The sequence below is a fragment of the Shimia sp. FJ5 genome, assembly GCF_032918335.1.
Lineage (GTDB): Bacteria > Pseudomonadota > Alphaproteobacteria > Rhodobacterales > Rhodobacteraceae > Shimia > Shimia aestuarii_A.
In genome coordinates this window covers 17,926-34,337 of the sequence record NZ_JAWJUV010000003.1, presented here as the reverse complement: position 1 = coordinate 34,337, position 16,412 = coordinate 17,926, and the positions used below count along the sequence as shown (strand labels likewise).

General features: G+C 62.1%; 15 protein-coding genes. 8 read left to right on the top strand and 7 right to left on the bottom strand.

Annotated features, from left to right (window positions below):
* Positions 1-6 precede the first annotated feature (6 nt).
* From R1W01_RS10800 to R1W01_RS10790, 3 genes are read right to left on the bottom strand one after another with little or no spacing between them, the layout of a single operon-like run.
* Complete coding sequence (locus R1W01_RS10800; protein WP_243612197.1) at positions 7-1,323, bottom strand: MATE family efflux transporter; 1,317 nt, start codon at positions 1,321-1,323, stop codon at positions 7-9.
* Positions 1,316-1,828, bottom strand: a complete 513-nt coding sequence (locus R1W01_RS10795; protein WP_243612198.1) for a PaaI family thioesterase — start codon at positions 1,826-1,828, stop codon at positions 1,316-1,318. Before R1W01_RS10795 ends, R1W01_RS10800 begins: the two co-directional genes overlap by 8 nt.
* Positions 1,828-2,250 carry a PaaI family thioesterase gene (locus tag R1W01_RS10790; protein ID WP_243612199.1) on the bottom strand — a complete coding sequence of 141 codons (423 nt, stop codon included), beginning with the start codon at positions 2,248-2,250 and terminating at the stop codon, positions 1,828-1,830. Before R1W01_RS10790 ends, R1W01_RS10795 begins: the two co-directional genes overlap by 1 nt.
* A gap of 116 nt (positions 2,251-2,366) precedes the next feature.
* Between R1W01_RS10790 and R1W01_RS10785 the strand changes: the two genes are divergently transcribed.
* The 6 genes from R1W01_RS10785 to R1W01_RS10760 all read left to right on the top strand — a co-directional run bounded on the left by R1W01_RS10785 (position 2,367) and on the right by R1W01_RS10760 (position 9,647).
* Positions 2,367-2,741, top strand: a complete 375-nt coding sequence (locus R1W01_RS10785; RefSeq protein ID WP_243612200.1) for a MerR family transcriptional regulator — start codon at positions 2,367-2,369, stop codon at positions 2,739-2,741.
* Positions 2,742-2,999: 258 nt separating this feature from the next.
* Positions 3,000-3,401 (top strand): MerR family transcriptional regulator, encoded by a 402-nt coding sequence (locus tag R1W01_RS10780; RefSeq protein ID WP_243612201.1) that lies wholly within the window; start codon positions 3,000-3,002, stop codon positions 3,399-3,401.
* A gap of 16 nt (positions 3,402-3,417) precedes the next feature.
* Positions 3,418-5,193, top strand: a complete 1,776-nt coding sequence (locus tag R1W01_RS10775) for an acyl-CoA dehydrogenase C-terminal domain-containing protein (RefSeq protein WP_297756643.1) — start codon at positions 3,418-3,420, stop codon at positions 5,191-5,193.
* A gap of 387 nt (positions 5,194-5,580) precedes the next feature.
* Positions 5,581-6,216, top strand: coding sequence for a glutathione S-transferase family protein (locus R1W01_RS10770; protein WP_297756644.1), 636 nt, complete (start codon positions 5,581-5,583; stop codon positions 6,214-6,216).
* A gap of 15 nt (positions 6,217-6,231) precedes the next feature.
* Entirely contained in the window at positions 6,232-7,443 is a 1,212-nt protein-coding gene (locus R1W01_RS10765) for an acetyl-CoA C-acetyltransferase (RefSeq protein ID WP_297756645.1), read from the top strand.
* Positions 7,444-7,454: 11 nt separating this feature from the next.
* Positions 7,455-9,647, top strand: coding sequence for a 3-hydroxyacyl-CoA dehydrogenase NAD-binding domain-containing protein (locus R1W01_RS10760; RefSeq protein WP_297756646.1), 2,193 nt, complete (start codon positions 7,455-7,457; stop codon positions 9,645-9,647).
* 76 nt (positions 9,648-9,723) lie between these two features.
* On the opposite strand, the gene R1W01_RS10755 is transcribed toward R1W01_RS10760, so the two are convergent.
* Together R1W01_RS10755 and R1W01_RS10750 are read right to left on the bottom strand one after the other, a co-directional pair.
* Positions 9,724-10,377 carry a Hint domain-containing protein gene (locus tag R1W01_RS10755; protein ID WP_243612206.1) on the bottom strand — a complete coding sequence of 218 codons (654 nt, stop codon included), beginning with the start codon at positions 10,375-10,377 and terminating at the stop codon, positions 9,724-9,726.
* Positions 10,378-10,545: 168 nt separating this feature from the next.
* Positions 10,546-11,412 (bottom strand): DMT family transporter, encoded by an 867-nt coding sequence (locus R1W01_RS10750; RefSeq protein ID WP_297756647.1) that lies wholly within the window; start codon positions 11,410-11,412, stop codon positions 10,546-10,548.
* A gap of 153 nt (positions 11,413-11,565) precedes the next feature.
* Between R1W01_RS10750 and R1W01_RS10745 the strand changes: the two genes are divergently transcribed.
* Entirely contained in the window at positions 11,566-13,191 is a 1,626-nt protein-coding gene (locus R1W01_RS10745) for an AMP-binding protein (protein WP_297756648.1), read from the top strand.
* A gap of 42 nt (positions 13,192-13,233) precedes the next feature.
* Here the strand turns inward: R1W01_RS10745 and R1W01_RS10740 are convergent, their stop codons facing one another.
* Positions 13,234-13,722: an AAA family ATPase gene (locus R1W01_RS10740; protein WP_297756649.1), complete on the bottom strand. Its 489-nt coding sequence runs from the start codon at positions 13,720-13,722 to the stop codon at positions 13,234-13,236.
* A gap of 256 nt (positions 13,723-13,978) precedes the next feature.
* Here R1W01_RS10740 and R1W01_RS10735 point away from each other — a divergent pair, with 256 nt between their 5' ends.
* A complete protein-coding gene (locus R1W01_RS10735) occupies positions 13,979-14,995 on the top strand; it encodes a hypothetical protein (RefSeq protein ID WP_243612210.1) in 1,017 nt (338 codons plus the stop codon).
* 29 nt (positions 14,996-15,024) lie between these two features.
* On the opposite strand, the gene R1W01_RS10730 is transcribed toward R1W01_RS10735, so the two are convergent.
* Positions 15,025-16,305, bottom strand: coding sequence for an SPOR domain-containing protein (locus tag R1W01_RS10730; RefSeq protein ID WP_297756650.1), 1,281 nt, complete (start codon positions 16,303-16,305; stop codon positions 15,025-15,027).
* Positions 16,306-16,412 lie beyond the last annotated feature (107 nt).

The window sequence follows — 16,412 nt, the reverse complement described above, 5'->3', positions numbered from 1 at the left end:
GACCGCCTAGACCTCTGCCGCACGCTCGAGCGCCGGATAGCGCATCCCGAGCGTCAAGCCCCGCGCCACGAACGAAACCAATAGCGCAAGCCAGAGCCCGTGATTGTCAAACACCGGGATCAGGGCCATCGCCGCGACCACGTAGATCACCAGCGAAAGCGCCATCATGTTGCGCATGTCGCGCGTGCGTGTCGCGCCGATGAATATCCCGTCGAGCATGAACGCCCCCACTCCGAGAAGCGGCGCCAGCGCCACCTCCGGCAGATAACGCCGCGCCTCGGCCCGAACCTCCGGCGCCGTGGTTAGAAGGTCGATGAGCCACCCGCCCGCGACAAGATAGAAGACCGACACGCCCAGAACGATGATCGTGCTCCACAGGCTCGCAAGCCATGCCCCCCGCCGCAACGTCGCCCGATCACGCGCCCCAAGCGCCTGACCGACGATAGCCTCGGCGGCAAAGGCGAAGCCGTCAAGCGCATGAGCTGAGATGGCGAGGAATTGCATCAACACCTGGTTCGCGGCGAGCGTCACATCGCCAAACCGTGCCCCGAGGAACAGGAAGGACATGAAGATCGCCTGAAGCATGAGCGAGCGCAGCATGATGTCAGTATTGACCGCCATCACCTCGCGCAGACGCACTGCGTCGAACACCCGCCCCCAATCGCGCCACGCAGGTTGCCGGAACGCATCCCGGCAAAGCCAGAGACCAAAGGCCAGACCGCTCCATTCCGCAAGGAAGGTCGCAATAGCAACCCCCTCGACGCCCCAGCCGAGGCCAAGCACAAACCACAGATCAAGAAGGATGTTGAGCCCGTTCATCCATATCTGCAACAGAAGGACGGCCCGCGTCCGCTCAAGCGCGATGAGCCAGCCATTGACCCCGTAAAGTGCAATTGCTGCTGGTCCGCTCCAGACCCGGATCGCAAGGTAGTCGCGCGCCAGACCCTCGACCTCCGCGCTCGCCGGAGAGAGATAGAACCCAAGCCAGAACAGTGGCAACTGTAACAGGATGATCCCCGCCCCCGCCGCCAAGCCAATCATCAGCGCGCGGGTGAGCATGGCCGACACTTCCCCGGCCCGTCCGGCGCCATAGGCTTGTGACGTGAGACCCGTCGTGCCCATGCGCAGAAACCCGAAGAGCCAATAGATCCCCGTCAGGATCACGGCGCCAATTCCCACCGCACCGATTGGCGCCGCCTCGCCCAATTGACCCACTACACCGGTATCGACCGCGCCAAGGATTGGCACGGTCGCGTTGGAGATCACGATGGGGATGGCGGTGGCGAGAACGCGTCGATGCGTGACCGCACCAACCCTAGCCATTGTCGCGCGGCGGCATCAGGAAATGCCCTGTCGCCTGCGCGAAGAGGCGCGCGCGCTGATCCTGCCAAGCTTCGACATGAACGCTGGCATAGCGCCGCCCCGACCGGTTGACCCGCGCCCGCGCATAGGAATCGCGCGGCAGGCCGGACCGCAGATAGTCGACGTTGAAATCAATGGTCTTGGGCATGCGCGGGATTTGCCCGGCGGTGATGTCCTCAATGTTCATCTCGCCGTTTTCGAGCTCTTCCCAAAGCACAGACCACGCAAGCCCGATCACTGCCGTCACCTCGAGAAACCCCGCGATCGCGCCGCCATGCAACGCTTGAATCATCGGGTTCCCGATCAGCCCATCATCATAGGGCATCACCGCCGTCAGCTCATCGCCGCGCCGGTCGAACTCGATTCCAAGGAACTGCACATAGGGCACCCCATGCACCAAGGCGCTAAGCGCCGCATCCCGGCGTTGCTTTACGATTTGCACGGGTTCGGGTGTCTTGATTGCCATTATTGCCTCTCCACCGTGAAGGCGCCCGAGGCCGTGGCCACTGGGCGGCTTTTGTCGTCGTCAAAGGCCGTCGCCCGCACAAAGGCCACGGACCGCGTGATGTGATAGCACTCGGCCCGCGTTGTCACATCCTGCCCCGGTGTCGCCGCGCGCATGTAGTCGATCCGCAGGTCGATGGTCGCCGTGCCTGCGGGTGAGGACGGATGGCTCATCGCCGCCGTGCCGCAACAGGTATCCATCAATGCCGAGATCGCGCCGCCATGCAGCACCCCCGTCTCCGGATCGCCGACAAGCTTCTTGTCATAGGCAAGCGCCATCTCTGCCACGCCATCCTCGATCAAGGTGAGCTTCATACCCAGCGCCTTGCAGTGCGGCACAAGGTTGATGAACTGTTCCGCCATCTTGATCTTTGCCGAGTCCATTTTTCACTCCTTGTCACTTACCCCCGACTATGATCCCTATTTCGCAGGCGCGGCAAGGGGGCGGTTGCACCTTCTCACGCAGCGTCCTAAGTTTCCGGCGGAGGGAGAAACGCGAAATGTCCGAAACCCGATTGAGCTTTAAGGAAATGTGCGCGCGCTTTGATGTGACGCCCCGCACCCTGCGCTATTACGAGTATATCGAACTGCTTCAGCCAGAGCGCGAAGGCCGTTCGCGCTACTTCGGTCCGCGTGAGATCGCTCGCATGACCCTGATCATGCGCGGCCGCAGATTCGGCATCAAGCTCGAAGACATCCGCCAATGGCTCCTGATCTACGAACAAGAAGGCACCGAGGCCCAGATGCGCGCCTTCATCGAGATGGCCGACCGGCAGTTCGCAGAACTCGAGGAACAAAAAAGCCAACTCGAGGAAGCCATGCACGAGTTGAAATCCCTGCGCAACGTGACGGAAACCGCTCTCAAAGCCCTCTGATCCGCACGAACGTTCCCGCTTCAGGCAAGCCCCGTCGCCCCGCGACCGGGGCTTTTTCATGCGCGCCTTCTCGCTCGTCCGGTCGCGACGCCACGTCAGATTTCCGTTATTTTCCGAGATTTGTCACTTTACCTTCACAAACGCCACGTCAACTTTGAAAGTGACGCGGCGTTACAGTTACGTTAACGTCAAGCAACATTGTAACCCGGCGCTCAGACACCAAATATCATGACGAACGCCAAGCTCAGGGGTACCGCCATGCACGATGCAACAATGACCATTCGCGAGATGTGCGACGCCTATGATGTCACGCCGCGCACCTTGCGTTTTTATGAGGCCAAGGAACTCCTGTTCCCGATCCGCGAAGGCCAGAAGCGCCTATTCACCAAGCGCGACCGCGCTCGGCTCAAGCTGATCCTGCGCGGCAAGCGCTTTGGTTTCTCGCTCGAAGAAATCCGCCAGCTGCTCGACCTCTATGACATGGGCGACCAGCAGGCGACCCAACTCCAGCGCACCTATGAAGTCGCCCAAGCGCGGCTTCAGGACATGGTGGAACAACGCGACGAGTTGAACGAGGCCATCGACGACCTCAAGGAACAGCTCAAATGGGGTGAGAAAGTCATCGCCTCGATGAGCAATACGAAAAAAGCAGCAGAGTAATAAGGGAAGAGATCTGATGCCGACATATAGAGCCCCCGTGAAAGACATGCAGTTCGTTCTGCACGATGTGCTGAACGTCTCCGGATCCGATATCCCCGGCTATGACGAGCTGGAAAGCGACTTCACGAATGCCGTGCTCGAGGAAGCCGGCAAACTGACCTCCGAAGTGCTTGCACCGCTGAATGTGGTCGGAGACATCGAGGGCTGCCGTCTTGAAAACGGCGTCGTCTATACCCCGACAGGGTTCAAGGACGCCTTCGAGCAGGTCAAAGAAGGCGGCTGGACCGGCCTCGACATGCCCGAGGAATACGGCGGGCAGAACATGCCCTACGTGCTCGGCACTGCCGTCGGCGAGATGTTCTCCTCGGCGAACCAGGCCTTCACCATGTATCAGGGTCTCACGCACGGCGCCGCGTCGGCCATCCTCGCCCACGGCACCGATGACCAAAAGGCCAAATGGCTGCCCAAGATGGTGTCCTGCGAGTGGACCGGCACCATGAACTTGACCGAACCCCATTGCGGCACCGACCTCGGCCTGATGCGGACCAAGGCCGAACCGCAGGGCGACGGCAGCTACAAGATTTCCGGTCAGAAGATCTTTATCTCGGCTGGTGACCACGACATGTCCGACAACGTCGTGCACCTCGTCCTCGCCAAAATCCCCGGCGGCCCCGAGGGCATCAAGGGCGTCTCGCTCTTCATCGTGCCCAAGTTCCTTGTCGATGACGATGGCAACGTCGGTGCCCGCAACGGCGTCTCGGTCGGCAATATCGAAGAGAAAATGGGCATCCACGGCAACTCGACCTGCGTGCTGAACTACGACGAAGCAGAAGGCTATCTGCTCGGCGAAGAGCACAAAGGTATGCGCGCCATGTTCACCATGATGAACGAGGCCCGGATCGGCGTCGGTATGCAGGGCTTGTCGCAAGCCGAAGTTGCCTATCAGAACGCAGTTGACTACGCCAAGGACCGCCTGCAAGGCCGCGATGTGACCGGCACCAAGAACCCTGACGGCCCCGCCGATCCGCTGATCGTGCATCCTGACATCCGTCGCTCGCTGATGGATCAGAAGAGCTTTGCCGAGGGCGCGCGCGCCTTCATTCTCTGGGGGGCGACTCTGATCGACGCGGCCCACCGCAAAGACGACAAGGACGCCGACGGCCAGATCTCTCTGATGACCCCGGTCATCAAGGGCTTCCTGACCGACGAAGGCTATGACATGACCGTGCTGGCCCAGCAGGTCTATGGCGGCCACGGCTATATCGAAGAGCACGGCATGTCGCAGTTCACCCGCGACGCCCGGATCGCGATGATCTACGAAGGCGCAAACGGCGTTCAGGCGCTTGACCTCGTGGGCCGCAAACTCGGCCAGGATGGCGGCAAGCACGTCATGGCCTTCTTCGAGATGGTCAAAGATTTCTGCAAGGAAAACAGCGACGACGAGGGTCTCAAAGACTTCATCGAACCGCTCAAAGCAGCCTCCAAGGATCTTCAGGCCGCAGGGATGTATTTCATGCAAAACGGCATGAAGAACCCCAACAACGCGCTCGCAGGTTCCTATGACTTCATGCACCTCTTCGGGCATGTCTGCCTCGGGCTGATGTGGGCGAAGATGGCCAAGGCCTCGAACGCCGCGCTGGCCGCTGGCACGGACGACGCAGCGTTCTATGAGACGAAGCTGACCACGGGACGCTATTACATGGCCCGTCGCCTGCCCGCGACCGCGATGCACCTTGCGCGCATCCAGTCTGGTGCCGACACCGTTATGGGGCTCGACGCCGAGGCGTTCTGAGCAAGACACGAACTGGCACGGGCGGGGACCTCCCCGCCCTCGCCTTTGCAAGAAAAGAAGGAGACTGCCCCCCGACCCGACAGGTTTTCGCATCTGGCACGGTCGGCGTATTTGAGTATTTTTCCAGAGAAGAAGACAGGGGAGGTCCACTCCGCCATCCGGCCGCGGTCTGTCTCGGACGCACCCGGGCGGGACGACGGAGCTTCTCCTCTGGCGGTCATCGGCTCTCCAGCCTGTACCGCAAGACAGAAGGTGGCGCGTTAACCTTAATGCCCGGTAAAACCGCCCCCCTTCTTCTCTGTAAAAATACTCCACGGGGGTGCGGGGGTGTGAAACCCCCGCTGCCCGACACGGATCACACGCGGCAAGGACGACTGGGAGGACGCCATGACCATCAAACTTCACTGCTTCGGCGAAAGCGGCAATGCCTATAAGGCGGCGCTGGCGCTGGAACTCTCCGGCCTCGACTGGGAGCCGGTCTTCGTAGATTTCTTTTCCGGCATCAATCGCAGCCCGGAATTCCTCGAGAAAAACGTGATGGGCGAAGCGCCGATCCTGGAAGACGGCAACCTGACCCTGTCGCAATCCGGCGTGATTCAGGACTACGTGAGCGAGAAATCCGGCAAGTTCGGCGGGGCCAACGCCAAGGAGCGCCGCGAGATCCTGCGCTGGGTTCTCTGGGACAACCACAAGCTCTCGTCGCAGGCCGGTATGACCCGTTTCCTGATGAACTTCCTGCCCGAGGACAAGCGCCCGGCCGAGGTCATCGGATTCATGCAAGGCCGCCTCAAGGCTGCCTACAAGACGCTCGACGCCCATCTCGAGGGCCGCGACTGGATTGTCGGCGACGGCATGACCAACGCCGACCTCTCCTGCTGCGGCTACCTCTTCTATCCCGAGCCCTTCGGCTTTGATCGCGCCCAATGGCCGAACATCGACCGCTGGCTGACCAATATTCAACAAACGCCGGGGTGGAAACACCCCTACGACCTGATGCCCGGATCCCCCGCGGACCGGGCTTGAGAAAGGAGACCCACGATGACCGAAGCCTATATCTATGACGCCGTGCGCACCCCGCGCGGCAAGGGCCGCAAGGATGGCGCCCTGCACGAGGTGACCTCCGTGCGCCTCTCCGCCACGGTGCTGAACGCGCTGAAATCCCGCAACGGCCTCGACGGTCACGCGGTCGAAGACGTGATCTGGGGCAATGTGACTCAGGTCAAGGAACAGGGTGGCTGCCTTGCACGGACTGCCGTGCTCGCCTCCGACCTCGATGAATCGATCCCCGGCCTTGCCATCAACCGCTTCTGCGCTTCGGGCATGGAAGCCGTGAACCTCGCCGCCAACCAGGTGCGCGGCGGTGCGGGCGAGGCGTATATCGCCGGTGGCGTGGAGATGATGGGCCGCGTGGCCATGGGCTCGGACGGTGCTGCCGTTGCCGTCGACCCGACCGTCGCCATGGAACATTACTTCGTCCCGCAAGGCATCTCCGCCGACATCATCGCGACGGAATATGGCTTTACCCGTGATATGGCCGACGCCCTCGCGGTCGAATCCCAGAACCGTGCCGCCGCGGCCTGGGCCGACAACCGGTTCGAGAAATCCATTGTGCCGGTGACGGATGTGAACGGCCTGACCATTCTCGACAATGACGAATACATGCGCCCCGGCACCGACATGCAGGCGCTTGGCAGCCTCAAGGCCTCCTTCGCCGAAATGGGCGAAGTCATGCCCGGGTTCGACAAGATCGCGATGATGAAATACCCCCATCTCGACAAGATCAACCACATCCACCACGCCGGGAACTCCTCGGGCATCGTGGATGGCTCGGCTGGCGTCCTGATCGGCAACGCGGAATTCGGCAAGAAATACGGCCTCAAGCCGCGCGCCCGCATCCGCCAGACCTGCAAGATCGGCACCGATCCGACGATCATGCTGACCGGCCCCGTGCCCGCGACCCAGAAGATCCTCGCCGATAGCGGCATGGCGATCTCCGACATCGACCTGTTCGAGGTCAACGAGGCCTTTGCCTCGGTCGTGCTGCGCTTCCAGCAGGCGTTTGATGTCGATCCGTCCCTCGTCAACGTCAACGGCGGCTCCATCGCCATGGGCCACCCGCTTGGTGCGACCGGCGCGATCATCATCGGCACGCTTCTGGACGAGCTTGAGCGCTCGGACAAGGAAGTCGGCCTCGCCACCCTCTGCATCGCGTCCGGCATGGGCGCAGCCACCATCATCGAACGCGTGTAAGGAGAGACAAGATGACCGAATTCCACTACGCGACCGACGCCGACGGCATCGCCACCATTACTTGGGACGTGCCCGGCAAATCCATGAATGTCATGTCTTTTGTCGGCCTCGAGGAACTCGAAGCCTGTTTCGACAAGGCGATGGCCGATGACGCCGTGAAAGGCATCATCATCACCTCGGGCAAAGAAGGCTCCTTTGCGGGCGGCATGGATCTCAACCTCCTCGCCGTGATGAAGGAACAGGCGGGCGACGATCCGGCCAAGGGCCTCTTCGACGGCATCATGCAGATGCATACCCTGCTGCGCAAAATCGAACGCGCCGGCATGGATCCGAAGACCAACAAGGGCGGCAAACCCGTCGCTTGTATCCTTCCCGGCACCGCCGCGGGTATTGGCCTCGAACTGCCGCTGGCCTGTCACCGCATCTTCGCCGCCGACAACCCAAAGGCCCGCATCGGCCTGCCGGAAATCATGGTCGGGATCTTCCCCGGCGCCGGTGGCACGACGCGCTTTGTGCGCAAGATGGGCGCCATGGCGGCCTCGCCGTTCCTGCTTCAGGGCAAGATGGTCGAGCCAAAGAAAGCCAAGTCCGCAGGCATCATCGACGAAGTGAGCGAAGACCCGATGGCCGCTGCTCGCGAATGGGTGCTGTCAGAGCCGAAGATCGTCAAGCCTTGGGACGAAAAGGGCTACAAGATGCCCGGCGGCGATCCCTATCATCCCGCTGGCTATATGACCTTTGTCGGTGCCAATGCCATGGTCAACGGCAATACCTGGGGCGTCTACCCGGCGGCCAAAGCACTTCTGTCGGCCGTTTATGAAGGCGCGCAGGTGCCCTTCGACACCGCTCTCAAGATCGAGGCGCGCTGGTTCACCCACGTGCTGATGAACCCGTCCTCCTCGGCCATGATCCGGTCGCTCTTCGTCAACAAGGAAGCGCTCGAAAAAGGCGCGAACCGCCCCGATGTGCCCGATCAACGGGTCAAGAAGATCGGTGTTCTTGGCGCAGGCATGATGGGCGCGGGCATCGCGCTGGTCTCGGCCAAGGCAGGCATGGATGTGGTCCTTATCGACCAGAACCAGGAAGCCGCAGACCGCGGCAAGGCCTACTCGGAAAGCTTCATGGACAAGGGCATCGCCCGCAAGAAAGCGACACCTGAAAAGAAAGAGGCGCTTCTGGCCAAGATCAACGCCACCACTGACCTTGATGCGCTCAAGGACGTGGACCTCATCATCGAGGCCGTGTTCGAAGACACCAAGGTCAAGGCCGAGATGACCAAGAAGGTAGAGGCGATCATCCCTGAGGATGCGATCTTTGCCTCCAATACCTCGACCCTGCCGATCACCGGGCTGGCCAAGGCGTCTGTGCGCGCGGATCAGTTCATCGGCATCCACTTCTTCTCACCGGTCGAGAAGATGGCGCTTGTCGAGATCATCAAGGGCAAGGAAACCGGCGATCGCGCCGTGGCCAAAGCGCTCGACTACGTGCGCCAAATCCGCAAGACACCGATCGTCGTCAATGATGACCGCTTCTTCTATGCCAACCGCTGCATCATTCCTTACATCAACGAGGGCGTGATGATGGCAGGCGAAGGCGTGTCGCGTCCGCTGATCGACCACGCGGCCCAGCTTCTCGGCTTCCCCGTTGGCCCGATCCAGCTTGTCGATGAGACCTCCCTCGACCTCGGCGCGAAGATCGCCAAGGCGACGATGGAAGCGATGGGCGATGCCTATCCGAAGTCGATTGCCGATGACGTGACCTTCTGGATGGTCGACGAAGGCCGCTTGGGCCGCAAATCCAAAGCCGGTTTCTTCGACTATGACGAGAAGGGCAAACGCCTTGGCTACTGGGAAGGCTTCAACGAGAAGTTCCCGATGGCTGACGACCAGCCCGAACTGACCGAAGTGCAGCGCCGCCTGATCTTCTCGCAGGTTCTCGAGGCCGTCCGTGCGCTCGAGGCCGGCGTGCTCGAAGATATCCGCGAAGGCGATGTCGGCGCGATCCTCGGCTGGGGCTTCATGCCGTGGTCCGGTGGTCCCTTCTCCTGGCTCGACATCGTTGGTGCGCCTTGGGCCGCTGAACAGTGCGATGCGCTTCAGGCGAAGTTCGGCGACCGTTTCGCCTGCCCGCCGCTCCTGCGCGAGATGGCCGACAAGAACCAGAGCTTCTATGGCCGCTTTGGCCCCAAGGCTGCCGCAGCCTGAGGCCAACAGCCTATAACAAACGAAAACGCCCGGTTCTCAGGACCGGGCGTTTTCAGTTTCGCGGGATGTGGTTTGCTCAGGCCATGCCGTAATCGACATTATCCGGCATGTAGCTCTCCTCAAGAAGACGCGCCGCAACCGTGAGTGGCAGCATATTGTAGTTATGCGCCGCGCCATGTTTGGGGATATATCCCACGCTCACCCCCCAATGTGCCTGGCAAAATGACAAGGCACCTTGGTCGGTAAAAATCATTTGGTCTTCTTCGAAGATCGGCAACACGACCTCGACAGTGCCATAAGGTTCCTGACGTTCGACCCCATCCAGCACTTCAAGCGCCGCCGCCGGGATCACGGCGAACGGATCGCCCCATTGGTCGAGGATTTCATCGGATTCGATCAACACGCCCTGATGCGGCATCACCAGCATCTCCCGGCCATTGCCAATCACCCCTTGTGGCACGTGCAGCGGCCAGAGGTGCTTTGGGCAAACGCCGATCCCGCCCCAGATCTGATCCCGGATCACGGCAATCACCTGCTGCGCGCCGCCGTCAAATGTCAGAAGGCTCTCGCCCTTGCGCAAGGTTTCCACCGCGCGCCAGCCATCCTGCGTCGCCACGGTCGTGCCCTCAATCAATCCACACCCGGCGCCGTTCAGCACCGGATCTTCATATTGCGCCTTCGCGCGTCCCGACCGAACAGCATCCGGCCCAGAAGTCACCCATCCAAACATCTTTCCCTCACAGTTTGGCGATTGGCGTTCGCTGGATAGGATTTGCTTAAATCTCTATGGAACCTGTTGGTCCGAAAAGCGGTCCTTTTGCGGCATTGTTTCCATTTCGCGAAATAATCCTTCGGAAATGCCGCGTTGTCGTTTCCGGCACCGCCGAAAATCCTCCGGCTAGCCCGGCTGCGCCTCGCCCGAACGCAACGCGATCACGAGTCCCGCCACCACGATGAGCGCGATTCCCGCGATCTGCCAGATCCCAAGCCCCTGCCCCCAAAGCAGCCACGCAAAGACCGGGCCGAACCCCATCACGGCGTATTCGAACACCGCCACGTTGGTCGGGATATCCATCTGGTAGGCCCGGACGATCAGGAACACCGCCCCAAGCGAGCAGACCGCCTGAAGCACGATCCACGGCAGCGCCGCGCCAACGTCCCACGTCCAGCCACGCAAAAGGAACCCCGTGCTCCCCCCGCCCCAGACCGACAGCCCAAGTGCGACGACTAGGCCGATCACCCCGAGCATCGCCATATTCGCCCCAAGAAGCGTCACCGCGCTTTCTCCTTCGCACCAACTCCGCGTCGCGATGGCGGAGACGGCATAGAAGAACCCCGCCGCCACCGGCATGACCATGGCCGGGCTGAACCCGGCGGTCCCCGGCTGCAACACAAGGAGGATTCCCGCAAAGCCAAGCAACACCGCCCCACTGCGCCAGATCCCGATCCGCTGCCCCATCACCGCGACATTAATGAGCAGGACAAAGATCGGTGAGGTGAACATCCCCGCCAGCGCCTGCGCCACCGGCATCAGTCCGAGCGCCCCGAAGTAGAGCATCATCGAGGTCGAAAGCACCAGCGACCGCGCCAGAACCCGCCGCCATCGCCGGGGCCGCAACACGCCAAGCCCAAAGACCGGCATCAAGACCAGAAGCGGCATCATGAAGGCCGAGCGCATCGCATGAAACTGCCAGAGGCCAACCGTCTGGGATATCTCGCCAATGAACGTATCGACAAAACCGATCACGGCCATCGCGACCAACATCGCCGATGCCGCTGCAAGCGGTCTGTTCCCTGCCCCATCCATCGGTCTTTTCTCTCCCTCAAGGCGCGCCTACGTAGCATTACGAACTACCATCGTCGCACGGTTCTGTCGTAAAACCGACAAACCACCGAGGAATCAAGGGAGGAGGCTCCGATGGGATGGATGGCCGATGAAACCGGGCTCGACAAATGCGCCGCAAACTATGCGCCGCTGACACCGCTGACGCATCTCAAACGCGCCCGCGATGTCTGGCCGGATCACCTCGCGGTGGTCTATGGCAAACACCGCACGACCTATGCCGAGCATTATGAGCGCTGCACCCGCCTTGCCTCGGGCCTCGTGAAACTCGGGATCGAACCCGGCAACGTGGTCGCCTCAATCCTGCCGAACCTGCCCGCCCATGTAGAGGCGCATTTCGGCGTCCCCGCCTGCGGCGCGGTCCTCAATGCCATCAACATCCGCCTCGATGTCGATACCGTCGCCTATATCTTTGAACATGGCGGGGCCAAGGCGGTGCTTGTCGATCCGCAATTTCTCGACGTGGCCGAAGCCGCGATTGCCAAAATGGACGGGGACGGCCCCAAGATCATTGAGGTCGCCGATGATTTCGACGGCTGGCATGCCTCCGGCAAACATATGACCTACGAAGACCTCCTCGCCTCCGGCGATCCGGACTTCGACTGGATCATGCCCGAAGACGAATGGGAGAGCCTCGCCCTCAACTACACCTCCGGGACCACGGGCCGTCCTAAGGGCGTCGTCTATCATCATCGCGGTGCTTACCTGAACACCATGGCGCAGGTCGTGAGCTGGCGCATGGTGCTGCACCCGACCTACCTCACCATCGTGCCGCTGTTTCATTGCAACGGCTGGTGCCATAGCTGGATGATGCCGCTTCTTGGTGGCACCATTGTTTGCTGCCGCGATATCACGGCGCAGGCGATCTACAACGCGATCCACTACGAAGGCGTGACCCACTTTGGTGGCGCGCCCATCGTCCTCAACATGATCGTCAACGCGCTCGACGAGGAACGCCGCACCTTCGACCATACCGTCGAAGTCTTCACCGCCGGCGCCCCCCCTGCCCCCGCGACCCTCAAGGCGATCGAGAATTTCGGCTTTAATATCACCCATGTCTACGGCCTGACCGAGGTTTACGGCCCCGCCACCGAATGCACATGGCAGGCGAAGTGGGATCCGCTCCAAGGCGACGAACGCGCCGCTGTGAAATCGCGTCAGGGCGTGCCGATGCCCTGTATCGAGGAACTCCGCGTCACCGACTCGCACCTCAACGACATCCCCCGCGACGGCGTCGCACAGGGCGAGATCATGTTCCGCGGCAACGGCGTCATGAAGGGCTACTACAAGAACCCCGAAGCCACGGCCGAGGCCTTCGAGGGCGGCGTGTTCCATTCCGGCGATATCGCTGTGCATCACCCCGACACCTACGTGCAGATCGCCGACCGCGCCAAGGACGTCATCATTTCAGGCGGCGAGAACATCTCCTCGGTCGAGGTCGAAGGCGTCCTGATGGGCCACACGGCCGTCTCGCTCGCCGCCGTCGTCGCCAAACCGGACGAGAAGTGGGGCGAAGTCCCCTGCGCCTTTGTCGAACTCCTGCCGGGCAAAGAGGTGAGCGAAGCCGAGATCATCGCCTTCGCCCGTGAAAAACTCGCCGGGTTCAAGACCCCGAAAAAGGTCGTGTTTCAAGAACTTCCCAAAACCTCGACCGGCAAGATTCAGAAATTCGAACTGCGCGAGCAGGCGAAAACCCTCTGATTGCCAGAGCGCCCAAGCGGGAACAGCCGCTTGGGCCGCCCCCTAGTCATGCCACTGGATCGCAAAGCCTTCCTCCGGCATCGGCACGGTGAAATACCGCGAGATCTCACGAAACTGCGCTTCGCTCGGGGCGAACTCATGCCCGCCCGCCGCATTGCGCGCGGCAAGCCGCGCGAGACAAACCTCGTCCGGCACATCAAGCACATGCATCACATGCGCCGCGCCGCTCTCGTCGAGGATTCCGCGCATCCAATCCCGCGCCTGCCGCGTATTGGCCTGAAAGTCGAGCACCACCGACACCCCCTCGCGCAAGAGCGCCGCCACATGCGGCCCGACCACGGCACGGAGCCGCGCGGCATAGCGCACGTAGTCCTGCAAACTGCTCATCTCTTCGCCGTAGAGCGCCGCAAGCCATGCATCCTCAGACAGGTGCACATGCCCCGGTGCCTGCGCCAACTCGGCGCACAACGTCGATTTGCCAGCAGCGATCTTGCCGCAGATCATGTGTAGGGTTGGGTCATTTGAAAACATGAAGAACACCTTTGTTGCGTGCGCCGGCTCTCTGAACTTGGCACGTGAAAATGGCAGACGGCAGCCCGGCCCGGCAGTTCAGGCCGGGACCGTAATTCGCGCCAAAGCGCGCAGGTGCGTCTTCACAACAGAGGTCCACATGCCCGCTCCCTAGCCGTCAAAACCTCGCATGTAAATCCCGCTCTGCGTTGCCGCCCGGCCCCGGCCCGTGCTATCCTTTGGCCTTCCAAGAGGCAGAGCAGCCCGCGCGACATCCATGACCAAGACGGCCCTGACAAAATTCGAACGGCTCGAGGCCTCTGGCCTCTGGCGTGCTGCACCCGATGCCCAGCGCCGGGATGTGATCATTTCTATCGGCGAGGCCACCCTGACGATCTCCGATCTACAGGACCGCCCGCTTGCGCATTGGTCCCTGCCTGCTGTCTCGCGCCTCAACAAAGGAAAACGCCCAGCGATTTATGCGCCCGACGGTGATCCCGGCGAAACCCTCGAGCTCGACGAAAGCGAGGCGCATATGATCGAGGCTATCGAGAGCCTCCGCGCCGCCATCGACCGCCGCCGCCCGCGCCCCGGACGGCTCCGCCTCGTGACGCTGAGCGCGTCCATTGCCTCTGTGGCGGCACTGGCGGTATTCTGGCTACCGGGCGCGCTCCTCGATCACACGCTGAGCGTTGTGCCGGACGCCAAGCGCATCGAGATCGGCCAAGAACTCGAACGCGAAATGACGCGGCTGACGGGGGAACCCTGCCGCGGGCTTCTCGCCACGCCTGCGCTGGCGCGTCTGGCTGAGAGGCTCGACGTGCCCCGTCTGGGTGTGTTGCGTGGCGGCGTGCGGGAAACCCTGCCACTGCCCGGCGGCACTATCCTTCTCAACCGCGCCATCGTCGAAGACTACGAAGAGCCAGACGTGGCCGCGGGCTACGTTCTCGCCGCCAAAGCCGATGCCGCTGCCCGCGATCCCCTGCGCCTCCTGCTCGAAGCGCACGGACCGCTGACAACGCTGCGCCTGCTGACCACCGGCGCGTTGCCGGAAAACACGCTGCGCGCCCATGCCGAAGAAATGGCCCTGGCCACGCCACCGCGCCCCGAGTCCGAAACCTTGCTCGGCTTGTTCACGAAGTTTGAAGTGAAATCGACACCCTATGCCTATGCGCTCGACCCATCAGGCGAAAGCACCCTCCCCCTGATCGAGGCCGATCCCTTCGAGACCTCGCCAAGGCCCGTGCTATCAGATGGAGATTGGGTGGCGCTTCAGGGGATTTGCGGCGGCTAGCACCGTCCCTCCCCAGCTCCACAATTGGCTTACTTGCGCAGCACGGCAGACCCGAACCCGGCCCCGCGCACCTTGGCCAACGCGCTTCCTGCGCGCTCGGCATCGCCATAAGGGCCCGCCAACACCATGCGCCGGGTCACACCTCTGGACTCATAGGTGCCGATCCGCACCGGCATGCCCAGCGCCCGCACCTTGCGCGCCGCGCTCTGGGCGGCGGTGTAATCAGTATAGGTCGCGACTTTGACATAGCCCTGCCCGCCAATGCGAAGCGTCTTGCGGTTCGGGCTGCTCTTGGTCGACACGACCGGGGCCGCACCTTTGCTCGAGACGACCATCGACGTTCCGGCCTCTCCGCGACGAAGCTCATGCGGCACACCCGAATGCCAAATCTGGTCCATCCGCGCTTTGCCGCGAAAAGTCTGTTCTCCGCGATGCGGGTTAAGACGGCCATCTTCGAACACCCGTACATACCCTTCAGGTGGCTCCACCTGCACCATGGCGTATTTGCGGTTCTCATAGATATGACGCGGCACAACGCGCACATCCGGACCAACCTCACCTTCGCGCACGACCTGCCCCGACACGGCCCCCTGATAGGACGATCCTCGGCGGTCAATCTTGATCACCGGCGCCGTCGCGGTCGGGTTGCCCGTGCCCGGCGTGTAAGGCAGCTCGGATTGCGGTCCACAGCGCACAGCCATGCCTCTGTAGGTTCCGGCCCCAGCCCGGCAAGGCGACGCCACACCAGCGCGGCGCGGCACTTGGCCAAGATCGCGGCGCGGCTTCTTGGTGGCAGGCGCACTCACCGTCTTGGCAGGTTTCGCAGTCGGTTTCGTGGCGGGCTTCATCGCTTTGGCGGGTTTCGCTGGTGCAATCGCCACGGCGCGAGGCTTCGCCGGTGCCGCCGGACGCGGTGTCGGCGCGGCAGTCGGCTTGGCGCGTGCAGTTGTCACAGGCGCAGCGGTCTCTTTCGGTGCACCCTGCTCGGGCTTGGCCGCCTTGAGCGTCACAACGTTCTTATCAAGACGCGGTGCGGCCTGTTGCTTGCTCGCCCCAGCAACCTGTGTCGGCTTGAACCCACATAGCACTTTGCGGTCCCGGCTCATCCTCGGCACCCAAGTGACGCTTCCGTCAACACCGGCCCGAATATAGACACAGCCCTTGCTATCCACATATTGCCGCGCCTTGTAGGACGCGGGCGGAAACTCGTTCGGTTGATCCACGTTTTTCAGGGATTGGGCCTCGACAGCAGCGCCGAGCCCCAAGGAACCTGCAATAACGGCAATCGCGATTGCTCTGCTCAGTTTCATTGTGCCCCCACAATATCTGGGGCCAGCATAACCGCAAAACTCAATATGAGTAAACCACCCATAGCGGGCAACGGGCCTGTCTTTCAGGGCCAAACCCCTCGATCCGG